Source organism: Planctomycetota bacterium (genome assembly GCA_035384565.1).
Classification (GTDB): Bacteria; Planctomycetota; PUPC01; order DSUN01; family DSUN01; genus DAOOIT01.
This window is the reverse complement of sequence record DAOOIT010000056.1, coordinates 17,453-38,956: the sequence shown is the minus strand read 5'-3', so window position 1 is coordinate 38,956 and position 21,504 is coordinate 17,453. Positions and strand designations below refer to the sequence as shown.

At 69.6% G+C, this 21,504-nt stretch carries 20 protein-coding genes; 11 read left to right on the top strand and 9 right to left on the bottom strand.

All coding sequences use genetic code 11. The annotated features are described in order from the left end of the window. From PLE19_18200 to PLE19_18190, 3 genes are all read right to left on the bottom strand, one after another. Positions 1-281: hypothetical protein (locus PLE19_18200; GenBank protein HPD16883.1), on the bottom strand; the 281-nt coding region annotated here is incomplete at its 3' end. Positions 282-351: 70 nt separating this feature from the next. Further along, positions 352-1,203 carry a hypothetical protein gene (locus tag PLE19_18195; GenBank protein ID HPD16882.1) on the bottom strand — a complete coding sequence of 284 codons (852 nt, stop codon included), beginning with the start codon at positions 1,201-1,203 and terminating at the stop codon, positions 352-354. A 223-nt stretch (positions 1,204-1,426) separates the two neighbouring features. After that, positions 1,427-2,110, bottom strand: a complete 684-nt coding sequence (locus tag PLE19_18190; GenBank protein ID HPD16881.1) for a transposase — start codon at positions 2,108-2,110, stop codon at positions 1,427-1,429. A 360-nt stretch (positions 2,111-2,470) separates the two neighbouring features. Here PLE19_18190 and PLE19_18185 point away from each other — a divergent pair, with 360 nt between their 5' ends. The 6 genes from PLE19_18185 to PLE19_18160 all read left to right on the top strand — a co-directional run bounded on the left by PLE19_18185 (position 2,471) and on the right by PLE19_18160 (position 6,972). Next, positions 2,471-3,421, top strand: a complete 951-nt coding sequence (locus PLE19_18185) for a PmoA family protein (GenBank protein ID HPD16880.1) — start codon at positions 2,471-2,473, stop codon at positions 3,419-3,421. A 37-nt stretch (positions 3,422-3,458) separates the two neighbouring features. Further along, complete coding sequence (locus PLE19_18180) at positions 3,459-3,752, top strand: MazG nucleotide pyrophosphohydrolase domain-containing protein (protein ID HPD16879.1); 294 nt, start codon at positions 3,459-3,461, stop codon at positions 3,750-3,752. Positions 3,753-3,934: 182 nt separating this feature from the next. Further along, complete coding sequence (gene nikR, locus PLE19_18175) at positions 3,935-4,351, top strand: nickel-responsive transcriptional regulator NikR (GenBank protein ID HPD16878.1); 417 nt, start codon at positions 3,935-3,937, stop codon at positions 4,349-4,351. 93 nt (positions 4,352-4,444) lie between these two features. Beyond that, positions 4,445-5,455, top strand: a complete 1,011-nt coding sequence (locus PLE19_18170; GenBank protein HPD16877.1) for an energy-coupling factor ABC transporter permease — start codon at positions 4,445-4,447, stop codon at positions 5,453-5,455. Between the two features lie 9 nt (positions 5,456-5,464). Further along, complete coding sequence (gene cbiQ, locus PLE19_18165) at positions 5,465-6,244, top strand: cobalt ECF transporter T component CbiQ (GenBank protein ID HPD16876.1); 780 nt, start codon at positions 5,465-5,467, stop codon at positions 6,242-6,244. After that, positions 6,229-6,972, top strand: coding sequence for an ABC transporter ATP-binding protein (locus PLE19_18160; GenBank protein ID HPD16875.1), 744 nt, complete (start codon positions 6,229-6,231; stop codon positions 6,970-6,972). The genes cbiQ and PLE19_18160 overlap by 16 nt, the downstream gene beginning before the upstream one ends. Before the next feature lie 26 nt (positions 6,973-6,998). Here PLE19_18160 and PLE19_18155 read toward each other — a convergent pair whose 3' ends face one another. The 3 genes from PLE19_18155 to PLE19_18145 form a co-directional block, all read right to left on the bottom strand. Continuing rightward, positions 6,999-7,703: a class I SAM-dependent methyltransferase gene (locus PLE19_18155; protein ID HPD16874.1), complete on the bottom strand. Its 705-nt coding sequence runs from the start codon at positions 7,701-7,703 to the stop codon at positions 6,999-7,001. Then, the gene (locus PLE19_18150; protein ID HPD16873.1) at positions 7,700-10,099 is read right to left on the bottom strand and encodes an O-antigen ligase family protein; all 2,400 of its coding nucleotides are present in this window, start codon (positions 10,097-10,099) and stop codon (positions 7,700-7,702) included. The genes PLE19_18155 and PLE19_18150 overlap by 4 nt, the downstream gene beginning before the upstream one ends. A gap of 291 nt (positions 10,100-10,390) precedes the next feature. Continuing rightward, positions 10,391-11,479, bottom strand: a complete 1,089-nt coding sequence (locus PLE19_18145) for an MraY family glycosyltransferase (protein ID HPD16872.1) — start codon at positions 11,477-11,479, stop codon at positions 10,391-10,393. 176 nt (positions 11,480-11,655) lie between these two features. Between PLE19_18145 and PLE19_18140 the strand changes: the two genes are divergently transcribed. After that, on the top strand, positions 11,656-12,294 hold the full coding sequence (locus PLE19_18140) for a DUF1080 domain-containing protein (protein HPD16871.1): 639 nt from the start codon (positions 11,656-11,658) through the stop codon (positions 12,292-12,294). A gap of 165 nt (positions 12,295-12,459) precedes the next feature. Next, on the top strand, positions 12,460-13,116 hold the full coding sequence (locus PLE19_18135) for a hypothetical protein (protein ID HPD16870.1): 657 nt from the start codon (positions 12,460-12,462) through the stop codon (positions 13,114-13,116). Between the two features lie 103 nt (positions 13,117-13,219). On the opposite strand, the gene PLE19_18130 is transcribed toward PLE19_18135, so the two are convergent. Further along, positions 13,220-13,741 (bottom strand): DUF4878 domain-containing protein, encoded by a 522-nt coding sequence (locus tag PLE19_18130; protein ID HPD16869.1) that lies wholly within the window; start codon positions 13,739-13,741, stop codon positions 13,220-13,222. 200 nt (positions 13,742-13,941) lie between these two features. Between PLE19_18130 and PLE19_18125 the strand changes: the two genes are divergently transcribed. The 3 genes from PLE19_18125 (at position 13,942) to PLE19_18115 (ending at position 19,775) form a co-directional block, all read left to right on the top strand. Beyond that, positions 13,942-15,054 (top strand): iron-containing alcohol dehydrogenase, encoded by a 1,113-nt coding sequence (locus PLE19_18125; GenBank protein ID HPD16868.1) that lies wholly within the window; start codon positions 13,942-13,944, stop codon positions 15,052-15,054. After that, entirely contained in the window at positions 15,051-16,277 is a 1,227-nt protein-coding gene (locus PLE19_18120; protein HPD16867.1) for a hypothetical protein, read from the top strand. Before PLE19_18125 ends, PLE19_18120 begins: the two co-directional genes overlap by 4 nt. 96 nt (positions 16,278-16,373) lie before the next feature. Continuing rightward, positions 16,374-19,775: a hypothetical protein gene (locus PLE19_18115; protein ID HPD16866.1), complete on the top strand. Its 3,402-nt coding sequence runs from the start codon at positions 16,374-16,376 to the stop codon at positions 19,773-19,775. Here the strand turns inward: PLE19_18115 and PLE19_18110 are convergent. Continuing rightward, on the bottom strand, positions 19,766-20,857 hold the full coding sequence (locus PLE19_18110) for a glycosyltransferase (protein HPD16865.1): 1,092 nt from the start codon (positions 20,855-20,857) through the stop codon (positions 19,766-19,768). The genes PLE19_18115 and PLE19_18110 overlap by 10 nt on opposite strands. 78 nt (positions 20,858-20,935) lie before the next feature. Further along, entirely contained in the window at positions 20,936-21,229 is a 294-nt protein-coding gene (locus PLE19_18105; protein ID HPD16864.1) for a hypothetical protein, read from the bottom strand. Between the last annotated feature and the right edge of the window lie 275 nt (positions 21,230-21,504).

Genomic DNA, 21,504 nt, shown 5'->3' with positions numbered 1-21,504 from the left:
GTGAGGGTGTCGGCCTGGGCCGTGAGGCCGGCGAAGTTGAGGAGGGTGATCTCGGTCTGGAGCCCGTTGATCTGGCCGGCGAAGGCGAGGGAGTCGGCCTGGGTTTCGGCCAGGGACGGGTCGTCGGGGGCGGGTTCGCGCTCGCCGCGGAAGTACTGTAGCGTGTCGGCCTGCTCGGCGGTGGGCGCCTGGGGGAGGTAGAGGTTCAGCACGGCCGCCGGGCCGGACGTGTCGGCCTCCGAGGAGCCGGTGCCTGGGATTTCGCGCTTCTCTAGCGTCACGGCCACCTCGTCGAAGCCTGTGCTGAGAGTTCTGACTGGTCTTAGATCCAGGCAGATCATTACGAATGACCTACCGCTCCCGCGGCACGGGCGGGGCTGCCGGCTGCCCGGGAAGCACCTGCATGTGGAGGTAATCGTAGCGTATAGGAGGCAGGTTGGCACCCGGGAAGCGCACTGTGAGCAATCTGGCTTCCGAATCCCAGGCAAATTGAGGGATGATACGCTTAGGGACCTCACATATCCGACCACCGCCCCCACTGAAGAGGTACTCATTACCTTCAATGCTCACTCGATGCACCTTCACGGGGCACCGCAGCCGCATCTTCTTCGTCGGCGAGAAGTACTCGTAGAACTCCTGGAAGACAACAGGGGACAGACGTATGCCTCTCTCGACAACCTTGATCGGAACTCGCTCTGAAGACACCCAACGGCCAGGGCCGATCAGAACCTGCGCCTGAATAGACTTTGGCTTACCATAGGTGATGTAGAAGAGCGTATCATCGAACCGGCTGCCATCCCATACCACAGATTCGCCTGGCGCGAGCACGGCGGACGCCTTCTTCACCACCAGGTCCCAGTTGCCGTCTCTCTCGATCGTGCGGATTACGGGCTGACCATGGCCCGGCCGGCTATCTGTCTGAAAGTTCTCATCGAAGTAAGGCAGACCGCGCTCCACCTTGAGGAAAACTTGTTTCCCTCCGGCTTCGAATGGGTCCACGATATAGGGTACCTTGCCCTCCGAGTCGTTTTGCAGGGAGACGCTGAACCTGATCAGTTCGTCTTCGAGCACCGTGCGGTATGGAACGACCAGCTTTACAGTCAGTGGGTCTTTGCTGGGCGGCGGCACTGACCCGGCAAGGGCTATGCTCGCGAACGCTGTGATCGCGAGCTGGTAAGTGCGGGCGCGTCGGATTGTGTTCATGCTGCGTCTCCAGTGGCTATCCCACTCCTTCCCCCTAGGGAACCGATTTCCGCTTGGGGAGACACATCTTGCCAATCTCAAGTGGGTGACAACTGATTGTGGAAAGCCCCCGCCCAAGACTGCCGTAGTCCACGTCAGCCATGAGAGCGCCGCTGTATTCGTTCTTGAGATGTCGTCCCTTGACCCAAGGGTCATCGGAACGACAGTTCAGGGGACATCATACTTATCTCCTGGCACGCCGTGCCCTCCGATGCCCTTGCTTGGGGCCGGGCCTCTGGCGCCGCAGGACGCGCCCCAGCAAGCCTTCGAGCCGGAGGACGAAACTCTCGCCACCCAATGGGCGCCCGCTGCGCTCGTGACGCCGCATCTCGTCGGCCTCCTCGACGCTCAACCCCTCGGCCAGGAACTCGCGCCAGTCGTCCACCCGCTCCAGCATCGGGGCGACGCGGACGAGCCGGTCGTCCTTCCCCGCCATGTGCGCGGCCGCACTGCTCCAGCGGTAGCGCCACGGCGCCCGCACGAGCCGCGCGCGGACGGGATTCAGCTCGACGTAGCGCACGGCGCGGTAGAGGTGCGCCTCGTCCATCGGGAACGACGCGAAGCGCCCCTGCCACAGGTGGCCGCGCCAGCCCTCGCGGAAGTTGACCCTTCGCGTGTAACGGCGGTGTGCCTCGCCCAGGGCGCGAGCCAGGGCCGCCTCGGTCGGCGGCGTGGCCACGAGGTGCACGTGGTTCGGCATCAGGCAGTAGGCCCACACCTCCACCCCGTGGCGGCGGCACCAGGTGGCCATCAGGTCGAGGTAGGCCTCGTAGTCGTCGTCGCCAAAGAAGGTAGGCTGGCGGCGGTTGCCGCGCTGGGTCACGTGGTGGGGCACCTCGGGCACGACGACGCGAGCGAGTCTAGCCATGTCGCCATCCTACCCGCCGCTCGCCGCGTTGTCAAGGGCGTGCCGACAGCCGCTCTGGCAGCGGAATTAAGTATCATGTCCCCTGAACTCCTGCCTGAACTCCTGACCTGAACTCCTCCTGAACTCCTGCCATTCGTGCCTGGCACCGCAGGCCCCAAGCAGCAGGCCGCCGCAGGCCCGATCTGTTTTGTGGCGTGCCTGTCGCCGGATGGGCACTTACTCCGGGGGATCTCCGCATCAGAGACTGCCTGGGATTCCGACCCGCACCCGGCCCCACCACCTCACTTGCTCCAGGCAGGGCAATCTGGCAGAATGTCGCTCACGTTCCGTTGGCTTCCCCGAGCGACGAGGAGGAGTGCGATGAACGACAACTGGCTCCTTTGGCTCTGCCTGGGCGTCTCGTGCACGGGGGCCGCCTGGGCGGGGGAGGCCGCCCCGGCCGGCGGCCCGCTGCGGGTCACCGTGGCGCCAGACCAGAAGTCGGTGGACATCCACGAGGGCGACACGCTGGTGCTGCGCTACTGGTTCGGCACGGCGCCGCTGCCCGAGGGTGTGCCCGCCCGCTACGCCTGCGGCGGCTACATTCACCCGCTGTGCGGCCCCGACGGCGAGACCCTCACCGAAGCCCATCCCAAAGACCACGCCCACCACCGCGGCGTGATGTGGACCTGGCCCGTGCTGCGCTGGGAAGACAAGGTGACCGACCCCTGGGCCGTGAGCGGCACGTGGACGCGTCCCGAGAAGCTCCAGGCCACGGAGGCCGGCCCCGACGTGGCCCGCATCGCGGCCACCTCGCTGTGGAAATGGGGCGACCAGGAACCGGTCCTCCGCGAAACCCTCGACCTGCGCGCCCATCGGTCTCAGGGAAGGTCCCGCATCGTGGACATCACGCTGACCTTCGAGGCCCTGGCCGACAAGCTCTCGCTCGGGGGTCGGCCGGGCGACGGCTACGGCGGCTTCGGCCTGCGCATGGCCCCGCGCAAGGACCAGAAGATCGCCCTCCTCACCGACCCCGAGGGCACGCAGCCCCGCCGCTCGTGGATCGAGTACTCCGACACCTTCGCCGGGGGCACAGGCCGCATCGGGGTGGCCATCTTCGAGCACCCGACCAATCCGCTCTACCCCAGCAAGCTCCACCAGTACCCCAATCTCAACTATGTTATGCCCGCCTTCCCCGGCCCGCGTGAATACCCGTTGCCGAAGGGCAAGACCCTCACCCTGCGTCACCGGCTATGGATCCACCCCGGCCACGCCGACGAGAAGGCCCTCGCCGAGCAGTGGAAGGCCTATGCCGACACCAAGGCCGAATGAGAACGCCCCGACCCCGCGACACCGAGAGGCATGCCGAATGACCATTGGCGACTTTCAGAGGCTGATGAGCGATCTGTATCTCGAGCACGACACCCGCCGCGGCCTGGGCGGCACGTTCATGTGGTTCATGGAAGAGGTCGGCGAGCTGTCCACCGCCCTCCGCTCCGGCACGCGCGAGGAGATCGAGGCGGAGTTCGCCGACGCCTTCGCCTGGCTCACCACCCTGGCCAACCTGGCGGGCATAGACGCCGAGGCCGCCGTCACGAAGAAGTACGGCGCCGGCTGCCCCTGCTGCAACACCACCCCCTGCTCGTGCGTGCAGAAGCCCTGAGCGAGCGGGCCCCGGCGCGCTCGTTGTGCGGCCTTCAGGCCGTCTCTGGAGGCCCCGCCGCGCAAGCGCGGGTACGGGCTCAAGCCCGCACGGCGAACCCGCGGTCCGCTGCGCGCGCTTGACTTGCCGCATCGGTAGCACTATGATGCCCCCTGGTGCTACTTCTGCAAGGAGGACAGGCGATGGGCGAGCTGGTGCGCTTCGGCGTGTCGCTGGAGGAGCCGCTGCTCCGGGACTTCGACCGCCTGATCGAGGAGAAGGGCTACCCGAGCCGCTCGGAGGCGCTGCGCGACCTGATCCGCGACTATCTGGTGCAGGCCGACTGGAGCAAGCTCTCGGGCGAGCAGGTGGCGACGCTCACGCTCGTCTACAACCACGAGTACCGCGAGCTCACCGACAAACTGACCGACCTCCAGCACGACGCCCACGGCCTCGTCGTGTGTGCGACCCACGTGCACCTCACGGCGCACACGTGCCTCGAGGTGATCGTCCTCCGCGGCCCCGCCGCCGACCTCGTCCGCATCGCCGACAAGCTCGTGGCCACCCGCGGCGTGCAGCACGGCAAGCTCACCATGACCACCCTGGGCCGGGCGCGGTGAACGGGGCCTCCGCTTGACAGCCCGCCCGTTCTGTGTTACGTTTCTGACAGGCGTAGCATTCCGTGCGGTCGTGATGGTTTGAGAGGCCCTGCCATGCACATGCCCAACGAGGTGCTGTCGCCCGCCGTGGCGGGCGGGTTCATTGCGGCGAGCGCCGCCGGGCTGGGGCTGGCGGCGGCGGGCGCGCGCCGGTCGTTCCACGAGAGCAAGGTGCCGCTGATGGGCGTGATGGGCGCCTTCGTGTTCGCGGCGCAGATGGTGAACTTCCAGATCCTGGGCGCCACGAGCGGGCACCTGGGCGGCGGCGTGCTGCTGGCCATCCTGCTCGGGCCGCACGCCGCGGCGCTCGTGATGGCCGCCATCCTCACCGTGCAGTGCCTGATCTTCAACGACGGCGGCCTGCTGGCCCTGGGCTGCAATGTGTTCAACATGGGCCTCGTGGCGCCCTATCTGGGCTATGGCCTCTACCGCCTGATTCTGGGACGAGCCGGGGGGCGGAAGAGCACGGGACGCCTCTATCTGGCCAGCTTCACGGGGGCGCTCGGCGGCGTGGCCGCGAGCGCGGCCGTGGTGCCTGCGCAGATCGCGCTGTCGGGCATGAGCGCCGTGCCGTTCGGCACCTTCTTCCCGCTGATGGTCGGCATCCACCTGCTCATCGGCGCCGTCGAGGGGGCGATCACGTTCGCCGTGGTGGCCTACCTCACGCAGGTGCGGCCCGAGGTGCTTGGCGTGCAGGTGGAGGGCCGCGAGCGAGTGTCGCGGCGCGCCGTGGTCGGGTCGTTCGCCATCCTCGCGCTGCTGACCGCCGGGCTCCTCTCCCTGGTGGCCTCGGGCCTGCCCGACGGGCTGGACTTCCTGCTCGAGGAGAGGAAGTTCTCGCGCCACGCGGGGAACGAGGAGGCGGTGGACCCGACGATGGCGAAGGTGAGCGCGTGGCAGGAGCGCACGGCGCCGTTGCCCGACTACAGTGCGGGGGAGGATTCGCCGGCCTATTGGACCTCCCTGGCGGGCGTGCTGGGCACCGTCGCCACGCTGGGCGTGGTGTACGGCATCGCCGTGGCGGTGCGCCGCCGCGAAGGGCACGGCCACGCTCACAGCCACTGAGGCACCGGCATGCACCACGCCTACATAGACCGCTTCGCGTCGGGCGATTCGCCCGTGCACCGGCTCGATGCCCGCGCGAAGCTGGCGGCCGTGGCCGTGTTCACGGCGCTGGTGGTGTCGGTGCCCAAGTACCAGGTCGCGGCGCTGTTTCCCTACGCCATCTTCCCTTTCGCGCTGCTCGCCTTCGGCGGAATCCCATTCGGGTTCGTTGCGAAGCACCTGCTCCTCGTGTCGCCCTTCGTGCTGTTCGTGGCGGTGTTCAATCCGCTCTACGACACGGCACCCATGTTGGTGCGGTTCGGCCCGTGGGCGTTCTGGGCGCGGGCGGGGTGGGTGTCGTGCGCAAACCTCTGCGGCAAGTTCGTGCTCACGGTGAGTGCGCTGGTCGCCCTCGTCTCGACCACGCCGTTCGACGAGCTGCTCAAGGCCCTCGCGTGGTTCCGGCTGCCGCGCCTGTTCATCGTCGAGCTGAGCTTCCTCTACCGTTACCTCTTCGTGCTGATCGAGGAGGTGATGCGGCTGCGGCGGGCGCGCGACTGCCGCACCGTGGGCCCCAGCCGCCTCGGCTGGCGCCTGCGCGTCACGGGCAGCCTGATCGGCAGCCTGTTCGTGCGCACGCTCGAGCGCGGCGAGCGCATCTACGCGGCCATGCTGGCCCGCGGCTTCGACGGCACGGTGCGCACGCTGAGCCAGTTCCGCATGCGGGCCGGCGACTATGCGTTCCTCGCCGGCTCGGTGCTGTTCGCGGCCGCACTACGTCTTGGGGGCACAACGTGGCTGACGCGCTGATTGACGTGCACGACCTCACCTATGTGTACCACGACGGCACGAAGGCCCTCGACGGGCTGTCGCTGCATATCGAGGTGGGCGAGTCGGTCGGGCTGGTCGGGCCGAATGGCGCCGGCAAGTCCACCTTCATCCTGCACCTCAATGGCACGCTGCGCGGGTCGGGCGTGGTGCGCATCCACGGCGTGGAGTTGGACAAGCACCACCTGCGCGACGTGCGGCGCATGGTGGGCCTGGTGTTCCAGGACCCCGACGACCAGCTCTTCATGCCCACGGTGGGCGACGACGTGGCCTTCGGCCTCCTGCACCTGGGGCTGCCCGAGGCCGAGGTGCGCGCCCGCGTGGCCGCGGCCCTCGCGGTCGTGGGCTGCGAGGGCCTCGAACGCAAGGCCCCGCACCACCTGTCGGCCGGCCAGAAGCGCGCCGCGGCCATCGCCACCGTGCTGGCGATGCGGCCCGACATCCTGGTGATGGACGAGCCGTCGAGCAACCTCGACCCGCGCTCGCGCCGCCGCCTGATCGAACGCCTGGCCACGCTCGACATCACCAAGGTGATCGCCACCCACGACCTCGACATGATCCTGGAGCTCTGCCCCCGCACCGTGGTGATTGATGCCGGCCGCGTGGTGGCCGACGGGGCGACCGAGGCGATCTTCGCCGACGAGGCGCTCCTGGTGGCGCACGGGCTGGAGAAGCCGCTGTCGAGGCAGCGGGGAAGCCGTGATGCGTGATACGTGAGAGGTGAGAGGAGGGAGCGTCAGGCCCTCGTGGCGAGGACGAAGAGTTCGCATCTTCTGCCGGGAAGAAGCGGATCGAGCCGGCACAGCGGCCGCAACAGCACCAGGCCCAGAAAACGCGGGAGAAGCCAGAAGCGGCCAGGGCGGCGCTCGAGGCGGCGGTTCAGGCTCGCCGCCTTCCGCGTAAAGAATCCCCCGAAGCTCGACCAATGGACAGGCGTGAGGCCGGCGCCGCGCAGCAGGGCGCCCAACTCGTCGCGCGTGTAGCCGGGGCGCACGTGTCCGCCGTCCTCGGCCGCCGACAGGCGGTCGCCCCATAGCGGCGGGGCGAGGCGGTTGGGCACCGTGACGAGCAACCGGCCGCCCCGCCGCAGCGGCGCCACGGCGTTGGCCAGCGCCGTGCGGTCGTCAAGGATGTGCTCCAAGACATCAAGGCACAGCACGGCGTCGAAGCGGCCTTCGACCGGGCCGCCTTGGGAGAGGTCATGGACGCGGAAGGCCACGCCATCCGGTGCCTTGGCGCTGAGGCGCGCGATCTGCGCCGCATCGTGGCTCACGGCGACCACGCGGCAGCCGCGGCGGGCGAGGCGCAGGGCCATCGCTCCGTCGCCGCAGCCCGCATCCAACACGCTCGAACCCGCTTCGATGTGGCGTGAGAGCCGCAGGCGCTGAGCCGCGAGCGGGTCGAAGCTGGGCAGGAGGAAGCGGCGAAGCGCGCGGCTCACGGCGGCGGCCCCTCCCGCTCGGCGCGGCGGAGAATGCCCTGGGCGCGGAGCACCTCCTCGTACTTCAGGCACAGCTTGTGGCCGAGGTGCACGGCGCCGAGGCGGGTGGCAATGTCGAGTGCGCGGCGCGCCACGTCGGCTGCGGTGGGATCGCCGAGCTTCTCGCGGGCTTCGGCGACCAGGAGGAGCACGGCCGGGTTGTTCGGATCGCGCGCCAGGGCGTCCTCAAAGGCCGCCACGGCCGGCAGATAGGCCTGGTGAGGGCCTGTGGGCGTGCGGCGGGCCGCGGCCGCCTCGACGAGCGGCCGGAGCGCCGCCGCGGCCAGCGGGCCGGCATCGGGCCGCGCCGCGGCCATGCAGAGGCCGCCCAGCCGGATGCGGGCGGCAGCGCCCCAGTGGTTGAGCTCCGCGGCGCGGGTGTAGAGCGCGACCGCGTGTTGGAAGAGCGCCAGGTCATCGGGCCGCTCGATGCGCAGGCGCAGGCCGGGCGCGCCCGCCCCCTGTTCGCCAGGGGGGGCGCCGCCGGGCGTCTGGGGCGCCAGCAGGCTCACGAGCAGATCGCCGTACTCGAGCCGCAGCGAGTCGTCGAGGGGATTGGTGCGGGCGGCCTCCTCGTAGTGCTGGCGGGCGCCGTGGATCAGCTCGGCGCGCTCCAGCGGCGACAGGGTGCGCGTGGTATCGGTGAGCAGGCTGGCCGCCGTGTCGCGCTCGGTGGCCGAACGCGTGGCGTAGAAGAGAACGAATTGGAAGGCGGCGACGAGCAGCAGGCCGCAGGCGGGCAGGGCGATGGCCACGGGCAGCCCGAGCCGGCGCTCGATGGCCGGGCGCCGCGGCCGCACGCACAACGCCGCCACCACCCACGCGGTGAAGGCCACGCCCGGCTCCTGGTAATCGAAGTCCACCGCACAGTGCACCAGGAAGGCGATGAGGCCGCACACCAGGCCCTTGTGGCACAACTCGCCGGGCGGCCGTGGCTCGCCGCGCCCGAGCGCCGCGAAGAAGACGAGCCAGCAGGCCACGAAGGCGGTGACCAGGGCGCGGTCGAGCCAGACCTTGAGCTCGCGCGACGCGGGGCTCTCGTCCCACCAGCCCGCCAGCGAGAAGGTGGTCATCACGATGGTGGTGAGCACGAAAGCCACCACGGCGGCCCAGCAGGCCAGGCGCGCGGGGAAGGGGCGGCGGGCGTGGTGTTCGGGGGCGGGCGCGGGGCCGGCGAAGGCATTGCGCAGGCAGGCGGCCCAGAGCCACAGGAACGCTAGGAGGCCGGGCACGCCCAACTCGGCCAGCACCTGGAGGTAGTCGTTGTGCGTGTCCTGCGCTGGATGGGCGAGCAGGGGGCGGTAGCGGGGGTAGCGGTCGCCAAATGTGCCCAGCCCCACGCCGCCGACCGGATGGTCGCGCGCCATGCTCAGCGCGCCCTGCCAGTAGCCCACGCGGATGTCGAACGAGGTCACAAAGTCGCGGAAGATCTGCACGGGCACCACCTTCGTGGCCAGCAGGAGGGCGAATGCCGCGGCAGCCGCCGCCACGACTCCCGCCACCAGCCGCGCGTGGCGCCGCAGCAGGGCGCGCCCCAGCATCAGCGCGAAAGCGGCCATGCCCACGGCGAAGGCCACCCAGCCGCCCTTCGAGTACGTGAGCACCAGGCAGGCCAGCGCCGCCGCCAGCCAGAACGCCGCGACTCCCAGAAACCAGCGGCCCCGCTCGCCCCCTCGCACGCGGTCCAGCACGTAGCCCAGGAACCCGGGAAACACGAGCGCGAGGAAGCCCGCGAAGCTGTTCGAGAGCAGGAACGTCGAGAAGATGCGCCCGGTGGCCCGGGCCATCAGGTCGCCGATGTGCCGCTCGCTCATGCGCAACTCGCTCAGCACGCGGCCCGAGTCGGTCGCGATCATCCCCGCGAGCAGCGGCAGGTTCACAAATTGCTGGAAGAGGCCGTACAGGATGGCCACGAAGGCCGACGCCCAGAGCACGCGGAGGAGGAGGCGGGCATCCAGGCCGTTATCGGCCCTCGTCACCTGCACGGTGATGGCGAAGGCGGCGGCGTAGGCGAGCCACTCGAGCAGGGTGGCCACGCTCTCGAGCGGGTGGGGCGAGCGGATCGTGGAGATGGCCGCCACGGCGAGCAGGGCGAGCGTGGGCAGGCCCATCCCCGTGCGCTCGAGGCGCACCCGCCGCGCGATTGCCGCGCGCACCACCCCGGCCAGTGCGGCCACGAACGCGCACATCTCCACCCACAGGTTGGCCTCGTGGCGATGACCCGGCAGCAGCGGCCGCAGCGCGACGGCCAGGCAGAGGAAGAAGGCGAGGATGCCGGCAAGCAGCCGGTCCACCGACGGGGCGACCGCGGGCTCGACGGCCCCAACGGCAGACGCCGGTTTGGGCGGCTTCTTCACCAGGCGGCCCCTTAGAAACTGTCTCAGAACCCACACGGGCTGCGTTGCCGGCGCCAGCGGGGCGGATGCAAGGCGCGGCGACACAGGCGATGCGACGGAGAGCATCGCTGAGGAGCCGCAACGCGGCAGACGCCCCGCTGCCGCCGCAACCCGAAGGGACGCCGCGACTTCTGCCTGCGGGCGGCGTCGCTCGTCGTCCACGATGCTCTCCGTTGCATCGCCTCCTCCTCGCTTCTTGCCCGCAGGCGGAATCGCAGGCGTCGCAGCCCGCGTGGGTCTTGAGGCAGTTTCTTAGTCGCGGCGCCGGCCCGCGCGCTCCAGGAGCCCGATCAGCACGAACACCGTCACCCCGATCACCAGCACCACAATGGCGCCCGCCTCCTCGAGCGAGCCGAGGAGCGTCGAGGCCAACCCGAGGCAGAAGGTGACCAGATAGATGAATACCACCGCCTCGCGCTTGCTCATGCCCAGCGCGAGCAGGCGGTGCGCGAAGTGGCTGCGGTCGCCTCGCCAGATGGGCCGGCCCTCGTGCAGGCGGATGGCGATCACGGTGAGGGTATCGAACACCGGCAGCGCCAGGATGAACAGCGGCATCAGCACCCCGTAGAGGCGGCCCGAGGGCGCATCGCCCGACTCGTAGAAGGTGAACAGGATCGTCAGCGCCGAGAGCGTGAAGCCCAGGAACAGGCTGCCCGCATCGCCCATGTAGATTCCGGCGGGCGGGAAGTTGAAGACCAGGAACCCGGCCGCCGCGCCCGCCAGGGCCAGCGCCAGCCAGGCCATCAGCTCCTGCCCCGACTGGAACCCGACCACGGCCAGGATCCCCGCCGCCACCATCGCCACACCGGCCGACTGGCCGTCCGTGTTATCCAGGAAGTTGAAGGCATTGGTGATGCCCACGATCCAGAGCACCGTGTAGAGGAATGAGAGCGCCGACCAGCCCGCGAAGAGCGTGATCCGAATCTCGTGCGAGATGAGGTACAGCCCGCCGGCCACGGCGACCTGGACAGCGAGGCGAATTGCCGGCGAGAGGCCGAACACGTCGTCCAGGAGCCCCAGAAGCATCAGGACGGCCCCCGCGCCGAGCACCCACGCCAGCGGCATCGCCTTGCCGGCAAACGCCGCCGTGGCGCGCTCGGCGGCCCCCGTCCAGCCGCACGAGGCCGACAGGATCACCAGGAGGCCCACCGGAAGGCTCCACGCCAGAAACATGGCCACCCCGCCCCCCAGCGGCATGGGGCGCTCGTGGGCCTTCCGGCCGCCCGGCTCGTCCACAAAGCCCAGGCGCGGACTCACCCTGAGCGCCAGGCCCGTCAGGGCAAGCGAGAGCACGAAGGGCACGCCGAACGCCGCCGCCGCGACCAGAAACTGACCCGACAATGCACGCCCCTTACCCTGGGTGCCAGGCCCGCCGGCCGCCAGAATAGCGCAATCCGGCACAAACGGTCAAGGCGGGCCGAAATCGAAAGCTTCGGGTTGACGTCGTGCCGAAACAGGCGTAGACTCCAAAGAGAGGGGTGGACTGCGACCAAGGACGGACACGAGAGGAGGCTCTCATGCTCAGCGGGAAATCACTTGCGGTGGCGGGGCTGCTCGCCTCGGTGGCGTTGGGCGGCGCGCCGAACCTGCCCAACCTTCAACCGGCCGAGCCCATCCAGGGCGTGGGCGGCATCAACGACTACCTCCGCTCATCGCAGCAGGACGTCCAGATTCGCGACGGCATGCTGTACGTGGACGCTCTGACCGCCAAGGACCCCGTCTTCGCCCTGAGGCAGGACAGGGCGTTCCAGAACGTGACGGCGACCGTGCAGTTCCGCATAGACCCCGTGGGCCCCAAACGGAGCTTCGGGCTCGTTTTCGGCAGCAGGGGGCCTCAGACCTATCACGCGGTGCAGTTCGACCGCACCAACGTGATCCTGTACGAGTACCGGCCCAACCAGCCGCCCAGGGAGCTGGCGCGGCAGGCCGGCTTCACCAAGCCCGACGGCCAGTGGTACGAGGCCAAGATCGAGACGAACGGGCCCCAGGTGAAGGTGTTCGTGGATGGACGGTTCGTCTTCTCCTTCACCTCGCCCCAGCTCCAGCCCGGCCACCTGGGCGTCTACGCCGAAGGCGGCAGGGCCTGGGTGCGGAAGTTCGACATGGGCGGCACCCCCGCCCCCGTCTCACTGCCGCAGCTCTGGCAGCCGCGTTGACCGTGGCCGCCCCGGCCAGTCGGGCAGACCTCGCAGGGCAGGCGCCGCGGCCTGCCCTGCCGCATGAGGGCCTGTCGGGGTTGACTTCAGCCCCGGGCCATCCTATACTCGCGCCTGGTACGTTCGCTCACGCCGCACGTAGCCCGCAAGAGAGAGGAGGTCCACATGCTACGAGCCAGGAACCTGTGCCTGTTTCTCGCCATCGTGGTGGGCACGACCTCGGCCGCGGCCCCGCTCCCGCCCAGCCTCAAACCGCCCGCGGCGCCCGGCGAGGAAAAGGAAGAGCCGAAGCCGAACATCGGCGACCTGAACGACTGGATCCGCTCGTCGAACCTCGCCGAAATCCGCGATGGGATGTTCTACCTGGACGCCCTGAAGACCAAGGAGCCCATCACCGTCTTCCGCCGCGACAGGAGCTATGCCAACACGAAGGTCTCCTTCCAGTTCAAGCAGGAACCGGTGGGCGCCGGCGAACGCGCCGTGGGCCTCATCTTCGGCTCGACCAGCGGCAACAGCTACCACGCCGTCGAGATCGGGCGCCGAGACGTGGTCCTCTACCTCGTCACCCCAGGCCAGCCCCGCAAGGAGCTCGACCGCCGCGGCGGCTTCACGAAGCCCGAGGGCCAGTGGTACGAGGCCAAGGTCGAGTGCCAGGGCTCCCTGGTGCGCGTGTTTTTCGACGGCAAGTTCCTCTTCGCCTTCAACTCGCCGCAGCTCGAGCCCGGCTACGTGGGCTTCTATGCCAGCGACGGGCGGGCCTGGGTGCGGCGGCTCGACGTGGACGGCCAGCTCACCCGGCTGCCCGAGGCCTGGAAGAAGTAGCGGGTTCCCCCTCCCTTTGCCCCTGAAACGATCGTGCCCGCTGCCGCCCTTGAGGCAACAGCGGGCACGAGCCAGACTTCACGGCGCTCTCTGCGCCCGGGTGTTACTTCAGGGCGTCCTTCATGCCCTTCTGAAGCCCCTCCATCACGCCCTTGGGCATGTTCTTCAGCATCTCCATGGCCTTCTTCATCTGATCCAGGTCCAGGTTGGCCAGCTCGGAGATGTGCATCTTCCAGGCGCCGCCCTCTTTGATGAACTCGAGGGTGTCCTTGCGGCCGTCGGTGGTGACCTCGAGGGTCGCCTTGTCGCCGTCAATCTTCTCGGCGCCGATCTCGACCTTCGCGCTCTTGGCCTTGGCCATGAGCTCGCCGGCCATGCTCTCCTTGCCCTCCTTGAGTTCCTTCGGCATGTCGGCGAACATCTTCTCGATCTCGGCCATCTTCGAGCGGCAGACCTCGGAGAAGCAGGCCATCATCGCCTTCTGATTGCCGGCCTTGGCCGCCGCCCACATCGCCTCGAATGCGGCTTTCGGCGTGCTGCCGCCGCCGCCTCCGCCTTCGCCGCCGCAGCCGGCCAGCAAACCGGCCACGCTCAACACCGCCAGCGCCACACCCAGCTTCCGCATCTCAACTCCTCCAAACGAGGTTGCGGCCACATGGTCACAGGACGCCATTGGACCATAATCGCCGGCCCCGCGCAAGCCGCAATCCAGAATCCTCTCGGGGGACACAGGCTCGGGAACAACGTGTGCCGCTTGGCTTCTTGCCGTTTTCTGATAGAATGGCAGCGTTGGGAGCGGCCGGGGACGCCGGAGGAGAGCGAAGCATGCCCTCATTCACCACCGCACGCGAGATCGTCACGGGCATCGGCTCAGTGGGCTGCGTGGGCCAGCGGGCCGCGAGGCTGGGCACGCGGGCACTCGTGGTGACGGGACGCTCGGCGATGCGGACGAGCGGGGCCACCGACCGCGTGCTGGCGTCGCTGAGGGAGGCGGGCGTCGAGGCCACGGTCTTCGATCAGGTGGAACACGACCCCGACGTGACGACGGTGGACGCCGGCCGCGGGGCCTGCTTCGAGGGGCAGTGCGAGGTGGTGATCGGCCTCGGAGGCGGCAGCGCGCTCGATGCGGCCAAGGCCATCGCGGCCCTCGTCCACGAGCGCGAGCCGACCGCCGATTTCGTGCTCGGCCGCGCCATCGCGCAGCCCGGCCTGCCGTTCATCGCTATCCCCACCACGTCGGGCACGGGGGCCGAGGTGACGAAGAACGCCGTGCTGAGCGACCGGGCGCGCCGCCTCAAGCAGAGCATTCGCGCCGAGTGCATGATGCCCGCCGTGGCCATCGTGGACCCCGAGCTCACGCTCTCGTGCCCGCCGCGCGTCACGGCGGCGGCAGGGATGGACGCGCTGGTGCAGGCCATCGAGAGCTTCACCTCGATCCACGCGACGCCGCTGACCGATGCCTTGGCCTTCGAGGCGGCCCGCCGCCTCATCGGGTGGCTGGCCGCGGCGTGGGCGGACGGCTCGAACCTGGCGGCCCGCGAGCAGTGCGCCTACGGCAGCCTGATGGCCGGCATGGCCCTGGCCAACGCGCGCCTGGGCGCGGTGCACGGCATGGCCCATCCGCTCGGCGCGCGCTACGGCCTCGAGCACGGCGTGGTGTGCGCGCTGCTGATGCCGCACGTGATGCGCCTGAACCGCGCGCACGTGGGCGACAAGTACGACCGCCTGTCGAGCCTGGCGGAGGATGATATCGTGGCCTTCGTGGAGCGGTTGATCGAGCGCTTCGGCCTGCGCCGCGCCCTCGACGGCGTGACGATTCCCCGCGAGGACTTCGCGGCCATCGCGGCCGAGAGTCTGCCCTCGGGCTCGCTCAAGGCCAACCCCCGCAAGTTCACCGAGGGCGACGTGGCGGCCGTGCTGGAGGCCCTGGTGCGATGAACCGCGATGTTCGCGTGCTGCGCGAGCTGGCGACGCGCTACGCCGACGCCTGCCGCAAGCCGACCTACGAGGAGCGGCGCGACCTGTGGCGGCGCCACAACAGCCTTCAGCGCACGCGGCCCCTGCTCTACGTGCGCTGGCTCGCCGCCTGGCACGAGGCGCCCGAGTCGCGCCTCGAATGCCAGGACCCCTTCTACCGTCCCTACGAGACCTGGCTGCGGCAGATGCTGTTCCAGGACACGATCGGCGACGACTACGTGCTCGAGCCCTGGCTCACTGTGCGGGCGCGGGTGGCCACGCCGCGCGAGGGGCTGTGGGGCCTGCCCGTGCGCCACAGCGAGAAGACCGACCCGCGCGGCTCGTGGCAGTTCCGGCCCAGTCTCGTGGACCTCGACGACGCGCAGCGGCTGACCTTTGCCCACCATTGGGTGGACGAGGAGGCCACGGCCCGCCACGCGGCCCGCCTCCAGGAGGCCATTGGCGACATCCTGCCCGTCGCCGTGGACCGGTCGCCCGCCCTCACCGGCTGGAACGGCGACATCTCGACCCTCCTCACGCAGCTTCGCGGGCTCGACCAGCTCATGCTCGACATGGTGGACAACGCCGCCTGGCTGCACCGCGTGCTGAGGTTCATGAGCGACGCCATTCTCACCACGCACACCGAGGCCGAGCTGGCGGGCGACTGGCGCCTCCTGAACCACGCCAACCAGGCCATGCCCTACGCCACCGAACTGCCCGATCCCTCGGCCGACCCGCGCCCCGTCACGCGCGACAGGCTCTGGGTCTTCGTCGCCGCGCAGGAGTACACCCTGGTCTCGCCCGCCATGCACGACGAGTTCCTGCTTCAGTACCAGCTTCCCATCATGGCGCGCTTCGGCCTCGCGGCCTACGGGTGCTGCGAGGACCTCACGCGGAAGATCGACATGCTGCGCCAGGTGCCGAACCTGCGCCGCATCGCCGTCACGCCCCGGGCCGACGTGGCGAAGTGCGCCGAGCAGATCGGCACCGACTACGTGCTCTCGTGGCGCCCCAACCCCGCCCAGATGATCTGCTGCGGCTTCGACCGCGACCTCATCCGCAGAGTCGTCACCGACGCGATGGAGGCCGCCAAGGGCTGCCACGTGGACATCACGCTGAAGGACGTGGAAACGGTCCAGGGCAAGCCCGAAAACCTGCGGCGTTGGGTCAAGCTGGTCCGCTCGATCAGCGACCGATACGCTTGAGCCTGTCGGACTCGCCGGACTCGTCCCACGAGTCCGGCGAGTCTGACAAGTCTGACAAGTCCGACAAGTCCGACAAGCCTGATTGGAGCCACCCTGATGCGCCGGAATGTCTTGGCCCTGTGGGCCGCGCTCGCCGCTCGCGCCCTCTGCGCCGAACTGCCCGCCGGCTGGACCCTCAAGGGCGAGGGCGAGGCGGCGACGATCTCAGCGCCCGTGCAGGGAGGGCAGTCGGTCGAGCTGGCGCTTACCCTCGGCAGGCTCGACCAGCCCCTCGTCGTCCGCGCCGCCGACGCCGACAAGGGCGTGGTCGAGCTGGTGCTGGCGGCCAAGGACCTGCCCCAGTCGCCGTGGCCGTGGAAGAAGGAGATCGCCCGGGACGCGGGGATCGAGGTCTCGCTGCGGCGGCTCGGGCAACCCTGGCTCTTCCGCGGCACGCACTGGGTGCGGCCGAATCCCCACTTCTACCATGGGGCCGACCTGAAGAAGGCCCTCGACGGCTGGGACAAGTTGCCCGCCGCGACCGCCCATCGCGTGGAGCTCCGCCTCGAGTTTGAGCTGGGCGCCGTCGCCTTCTGGCTCGACGACCGCTACCTCGGACGGGCCGAGCTGGCCGCGGCGACGCTCACGCTCGCGCTGAAGGCAGGCCACAGTCTCCTCGCCGCCTCGGTGGGCAAGTGCGCCGACCACGGCCGCTACGTGCCCATCCGCCTCGGCGGCTACCGGCGGGCAGGAGAGGCCGGCGCGGCCAAGGCAAACCTTGCTCCGGGGCCTCAGACCCTGGGCGGCGTGCCCTTCCACGTGGCCGCACCCGACGAGTCCATTGACGTCGGCCTCTCGCGCTGGCTGATGGAGAGCGTTGGCCCCGACGAGTTCACCGACGACTACTACACCCGCAGCGCCCACGACGGCACGCCCGAGAGCATCATCCTCGCCGTGCCGACCGATGAGTACGCCTGGGCGCACCTGCTGTGCGCAGTGGACCCCGATCCCGCGAAGACGCCCGTGCTCACGCTGCGCCTCACGCGCTTCCTCGGCGACTCCTTCGACTCCGGCGGGCGGGGCGACGCGATCGCCGACACCACGGTGCGCGTCGAGCCAGCCGCGCCCGGCGCTCTCCGCCAGATCCGAGTCCCGCTGCGAAGCGGCCAGATCGCGGACGTGCTGGACGAGAAGGGCGTCGTCTGCGGCCGCTCGACGCAGTCGCTCGACCTCGAGCTGACGAAGGAGCTGGGGCGGGTCGCCAAGCTCAATCACGCGAACTACTCGACGAAGCCGCTGGGCAGGCCGAGCGCGGTTCGCGTGTTTGCCCTCACGCTCGAGCGCTCCCCCATTCGCGTGCGGCTGGCCCCGAAGCAGGTGGGCAACATCTTCTATGCCACCGAGAGGCCCGAGCTGGTGCTGAACGTGGCCAACGTTTCCGAGGCGGGCTTCCGCGGCGAGGTGGTCTGCGACATCGCCGACTTCTACGGCGCAAAGCGAACGCTGAGCCAGGAAGTGGCCGTAGAGGCGGGAAAGACCCAGATCGTTCGCCTCGACGTGGGCGGCCCGAGGCTCGGCTGGTCCCAGGCCGACATTCGCCTGGCCCGCGACGGCGACCCGGTGTGGGACACGACGACCAGCTTCGCGGTGCTGCCGCCCGACACGCGGAAGGCGGGGGTCGTGGGCGGGACATCTCCGTCCCGCGTACCGCGGCATGGGGACACGCCGCCCACACAAGAGTCGCCATTTGGGACGTGGTGGTTCAGGGACAGCCATATTGGGACGAAGGACGTCGCCGAGGTGGCGCCGCTGCTCCAGCGCCTCGGCTTCCGCCACGTGTGCCCGGGCGGCTCGGGGCCGTCGGGCGAGGAACTGGCGAAGCACGGCCTCTCCGTCTCGATGCTGCCCAACCTGATGCGGGCCAAGGCCGCGGACACCGAGAAGGCGATTGACGCGGCGGTGAAGGCGCACCCCGAGGCGAAATGGGCGCTCATCTTCCACGAAAGCGGCTTCGGCGAGCCCATCGTCTTCCCGCCCGAGTTCATCGGCCAGCCCGTGCCCAAGCTCAGCGAGAAGCAGGAGGCGCAGTTCCAGAAGCTCTGGGACCAGGCCATCGAGGTGAGCAAGCTCTACCGCGCGAAGCACCCGCAGATCAAGCTCATCTTCGGCAACAGCTCGCTGCCGTTCGCCGTGGAGTTCATGCGCCGCGGCTACCCGCGCGAGCTGGTGGACGCCTTCGGCGACGAGGACCTCGGGCAGCTCATCATGCCGGAATACCCGCCCCAGGCGTTCAAGAGCCTGTACTTTCAGCGCGAGTACCAGAAGCTCTACAAGTACGACGTGCCCGTGACCACGACCTACGAGTGGCGGGGCCGCCCCACCACGCCCGGCTGCCTGACGGAGCGGGAGCAGGCCGAGCTCTACGCCCGCGACTGCCTCCAGTGCCTGGCCTACGGCGCGCCGCACATCAACGTGGCCCTGCTGCACGACGTGGGCGATTCCTACTACTACAGCCGCTGGGGCGGCACGGGGCTCCTCCACCGCTGGCCGCTGCTCCACCCCAAGCCCAGCTACGTGGCCCTCGCCACCCTCACCCGCGAGCTGGATGGCGCGAAGTTCACCCGCTACCTCCCCAGCAACTCCCCTTCGCTCTACCTCTGCGAATTCCAGCGCGGCGCCGAATGGGTCTACGCTCTCTGGACGCCCCGGGGCGAGCGCGAGGTGACGCTGGGGTTCGAGGGCGACGCCCGCTATACGGCCAGCGACTCGATGGGCAACGCCCTCGATGGCAAGCTGCGCGTCTCGAGCCTGCCCATCTACCTTCGAGCGGCGTCCAGGATCACCCAGGCCGTCGGAGGCCCCACGGCTTGCGAAGCCCCGCCCGCCAAACGGACTGTCGTGGATGACCTTTGCGATGCGGGCAAGTGGGCGGCCGTCGCCGAGCGCGATGCGGCGCTGGAGAAGGGGCACTTCGACTTCCCCCGTCGCCAGGGCAAGTTCGACATCGCGGCAAGAGACGACGCCGAGAAGGGCAGGGCGCTGGAGGTGAAGCTCCTGCCCCAGCCCGACGTGCCGCCCCTGTGCCCCCGCTACCTCGTCCTCAAGCCCAAGGACCCGATCCCCGTGCCGGGCGAGCCGCAGGCTCTCGGCGTCTGGGTCAAGGGCAACTCGTCGTGGGGCCGCGTAATGTGGGAGATCGAGGACGCCAAGGGCGAGCGCTTCTTCTCCATCTCGGCCAGCGAAGAGGGCTGGATGGTGGGCGACTGGAAGGCCCGCAGCTACATCAACTTCGACGGCTGGAACTACCTCCAGGTGAAGCTCTTGACCTGGTACGCCAGCGGCTTCTACGGCCCCGAGCGCTGCGACTGGCACTTCACCGCCGAAGGCCGCGTGGACTTCCCCGTCAGGGTCACGCGCCTCGTGCTCGAGTTGCGCGACCGGGTGGTGCACCTGACCGACCTGGTGCCTGTGCCGGAGCCGGCCGTTCGGCTCAGGGACTTGGGCGCGAGCTATGAATGACGGGCGAGAAGCTCGGCGTAGAGGGCCTCGTGGCGGCGGACCATGGTGTCGAGGCTGAAATGCTCGCGGGCGCGGGCCTGAGCGGCATCGGCCAGGCGGCGGGCCGTGGCGGGCTCGTCGAGCAGGCGCAGGATGCCGCTCACGAGGCCCGGCACGTCGCGCGGCATCACCAGCAGTCCCGTCTCGTTGTGCTCCAGGAGGTCCACCGTGCCCTCCACGCGGGTGGCCACGACTGGGGCGCCCGCCGCCATGGCCTCGAGCACCACGTTGGGCATCCCCTCCCAGAGCGAGGCGAGCACGAAGACGTCGGTGGCCCGGAGCACGGCGGGCACGTGGTCGCAGTGGCCGAGAAAGGTGATGCCCTGGGCGAGGCCGAGCGCCCTGGCCGCGGCGCGCAACTCGCCCTCGAGCGGGCCGGCGCCCACGACGAGAAAGTGGCACTCGGGGCGCGAGCGGCGCACCGAGGCGGCCGCCCGCACGAACGCATCCATGCCCTTCTGCTCGTGGAGCCGGCCGATCGTGGTGACAAGCGGGGCCTCAGGGCGAAGGCCCAGCCGGGCCTTGAAGGCCGGGTCGCGGCCGGCGAACTTCGCGGCGTCCACGCCGTTCGGGATCACCACGAGCTTCCTGCGCGGGAAGCCGCCGGCGGCCATGAAGTCGCGCACGCCGCTGGACACGCAGACCTCGGCATCCACGAGCGGATGGGTGAGGCCCTCGAGGCGGCGGCGGAGGGGGCGCGAGCGCTCGGCGACCCGGGCCGAGCCGACCACGAGCGCGCCGGAGGCGATGGCGGCGAGGCGCGCCGCCATGTTGGCGTGGTAGAGGAAGCTGTGGACGATGTTGGCCCTGCGGATCAGGCGGCGCAGGCGCCAGAGGGCGCACAGGTCCCACCAGCCGCGGCCGTCGAGGAAGTGGACGGGGATGCCGCGCGCGCGCAGGTCGGCGCCGAGCGGGCCGCGGCCGCTCAGGCAGGCCACCTCGGGCTCATAGGCCGCGCGGCTCAGGCGCGCGGCCAACTCGGCCAGGGCCTTCTCCGCCCCGCCCACGTCGAGCTCGGTGATGACGTAGAGGACGCGGCTCATGGCAGGCTATCATGGCAGCCTGGAGCCGGATGTCAAGCGGCAGGGCCGCGGGACGGCCCTGGCCAACCCGGCGGCGGGTCACTGGCCGACGAGGCGGCCCACGTCGCACGTGTGAGCCGAGAGGCCGACGTGCACCGCGGAGGCGCGCGGCGGCGCGGCCACGTTGCGCTCGGTGCAGTTGGGGCAGATGCGGTTCCACGGGCCTTCCGACAGGAAGAACCGGCTGCACGAGAGGCAGAGGCGCATGCCCACATGCGGGCCGCCCTTGGCCTCGATGGCGGCGGCACGGCGACGGGCGCGCGCGGCCGAGCTATCGCGATTGACGATTCGCGCGCAACGATCGGAGCAATACTTCCGGCGACCGTCGGGCACGTGTGCTCCACACCGGGGGCGCTGGCAGAGCACGGTGCACCTCCTTTCCCCCCTCCACACTATTAGTCGCGCCAGGGGGCGGAATGTTTCATTTTTTCTGCCCGATGCTTCGGCCACTTACGTCTATAGAGCAGCCGAGTGGGCTGCACGCAAGTATAATATTCAGAATGAGATAGGCCCGGTGTCATACTGGTGTAAACTCAATGTAAAATTGTGTAATCACAGCGCTTGACTCCATCTCGGCCCGGCGCTAGACTGCCCCGACCTGCCGGGAT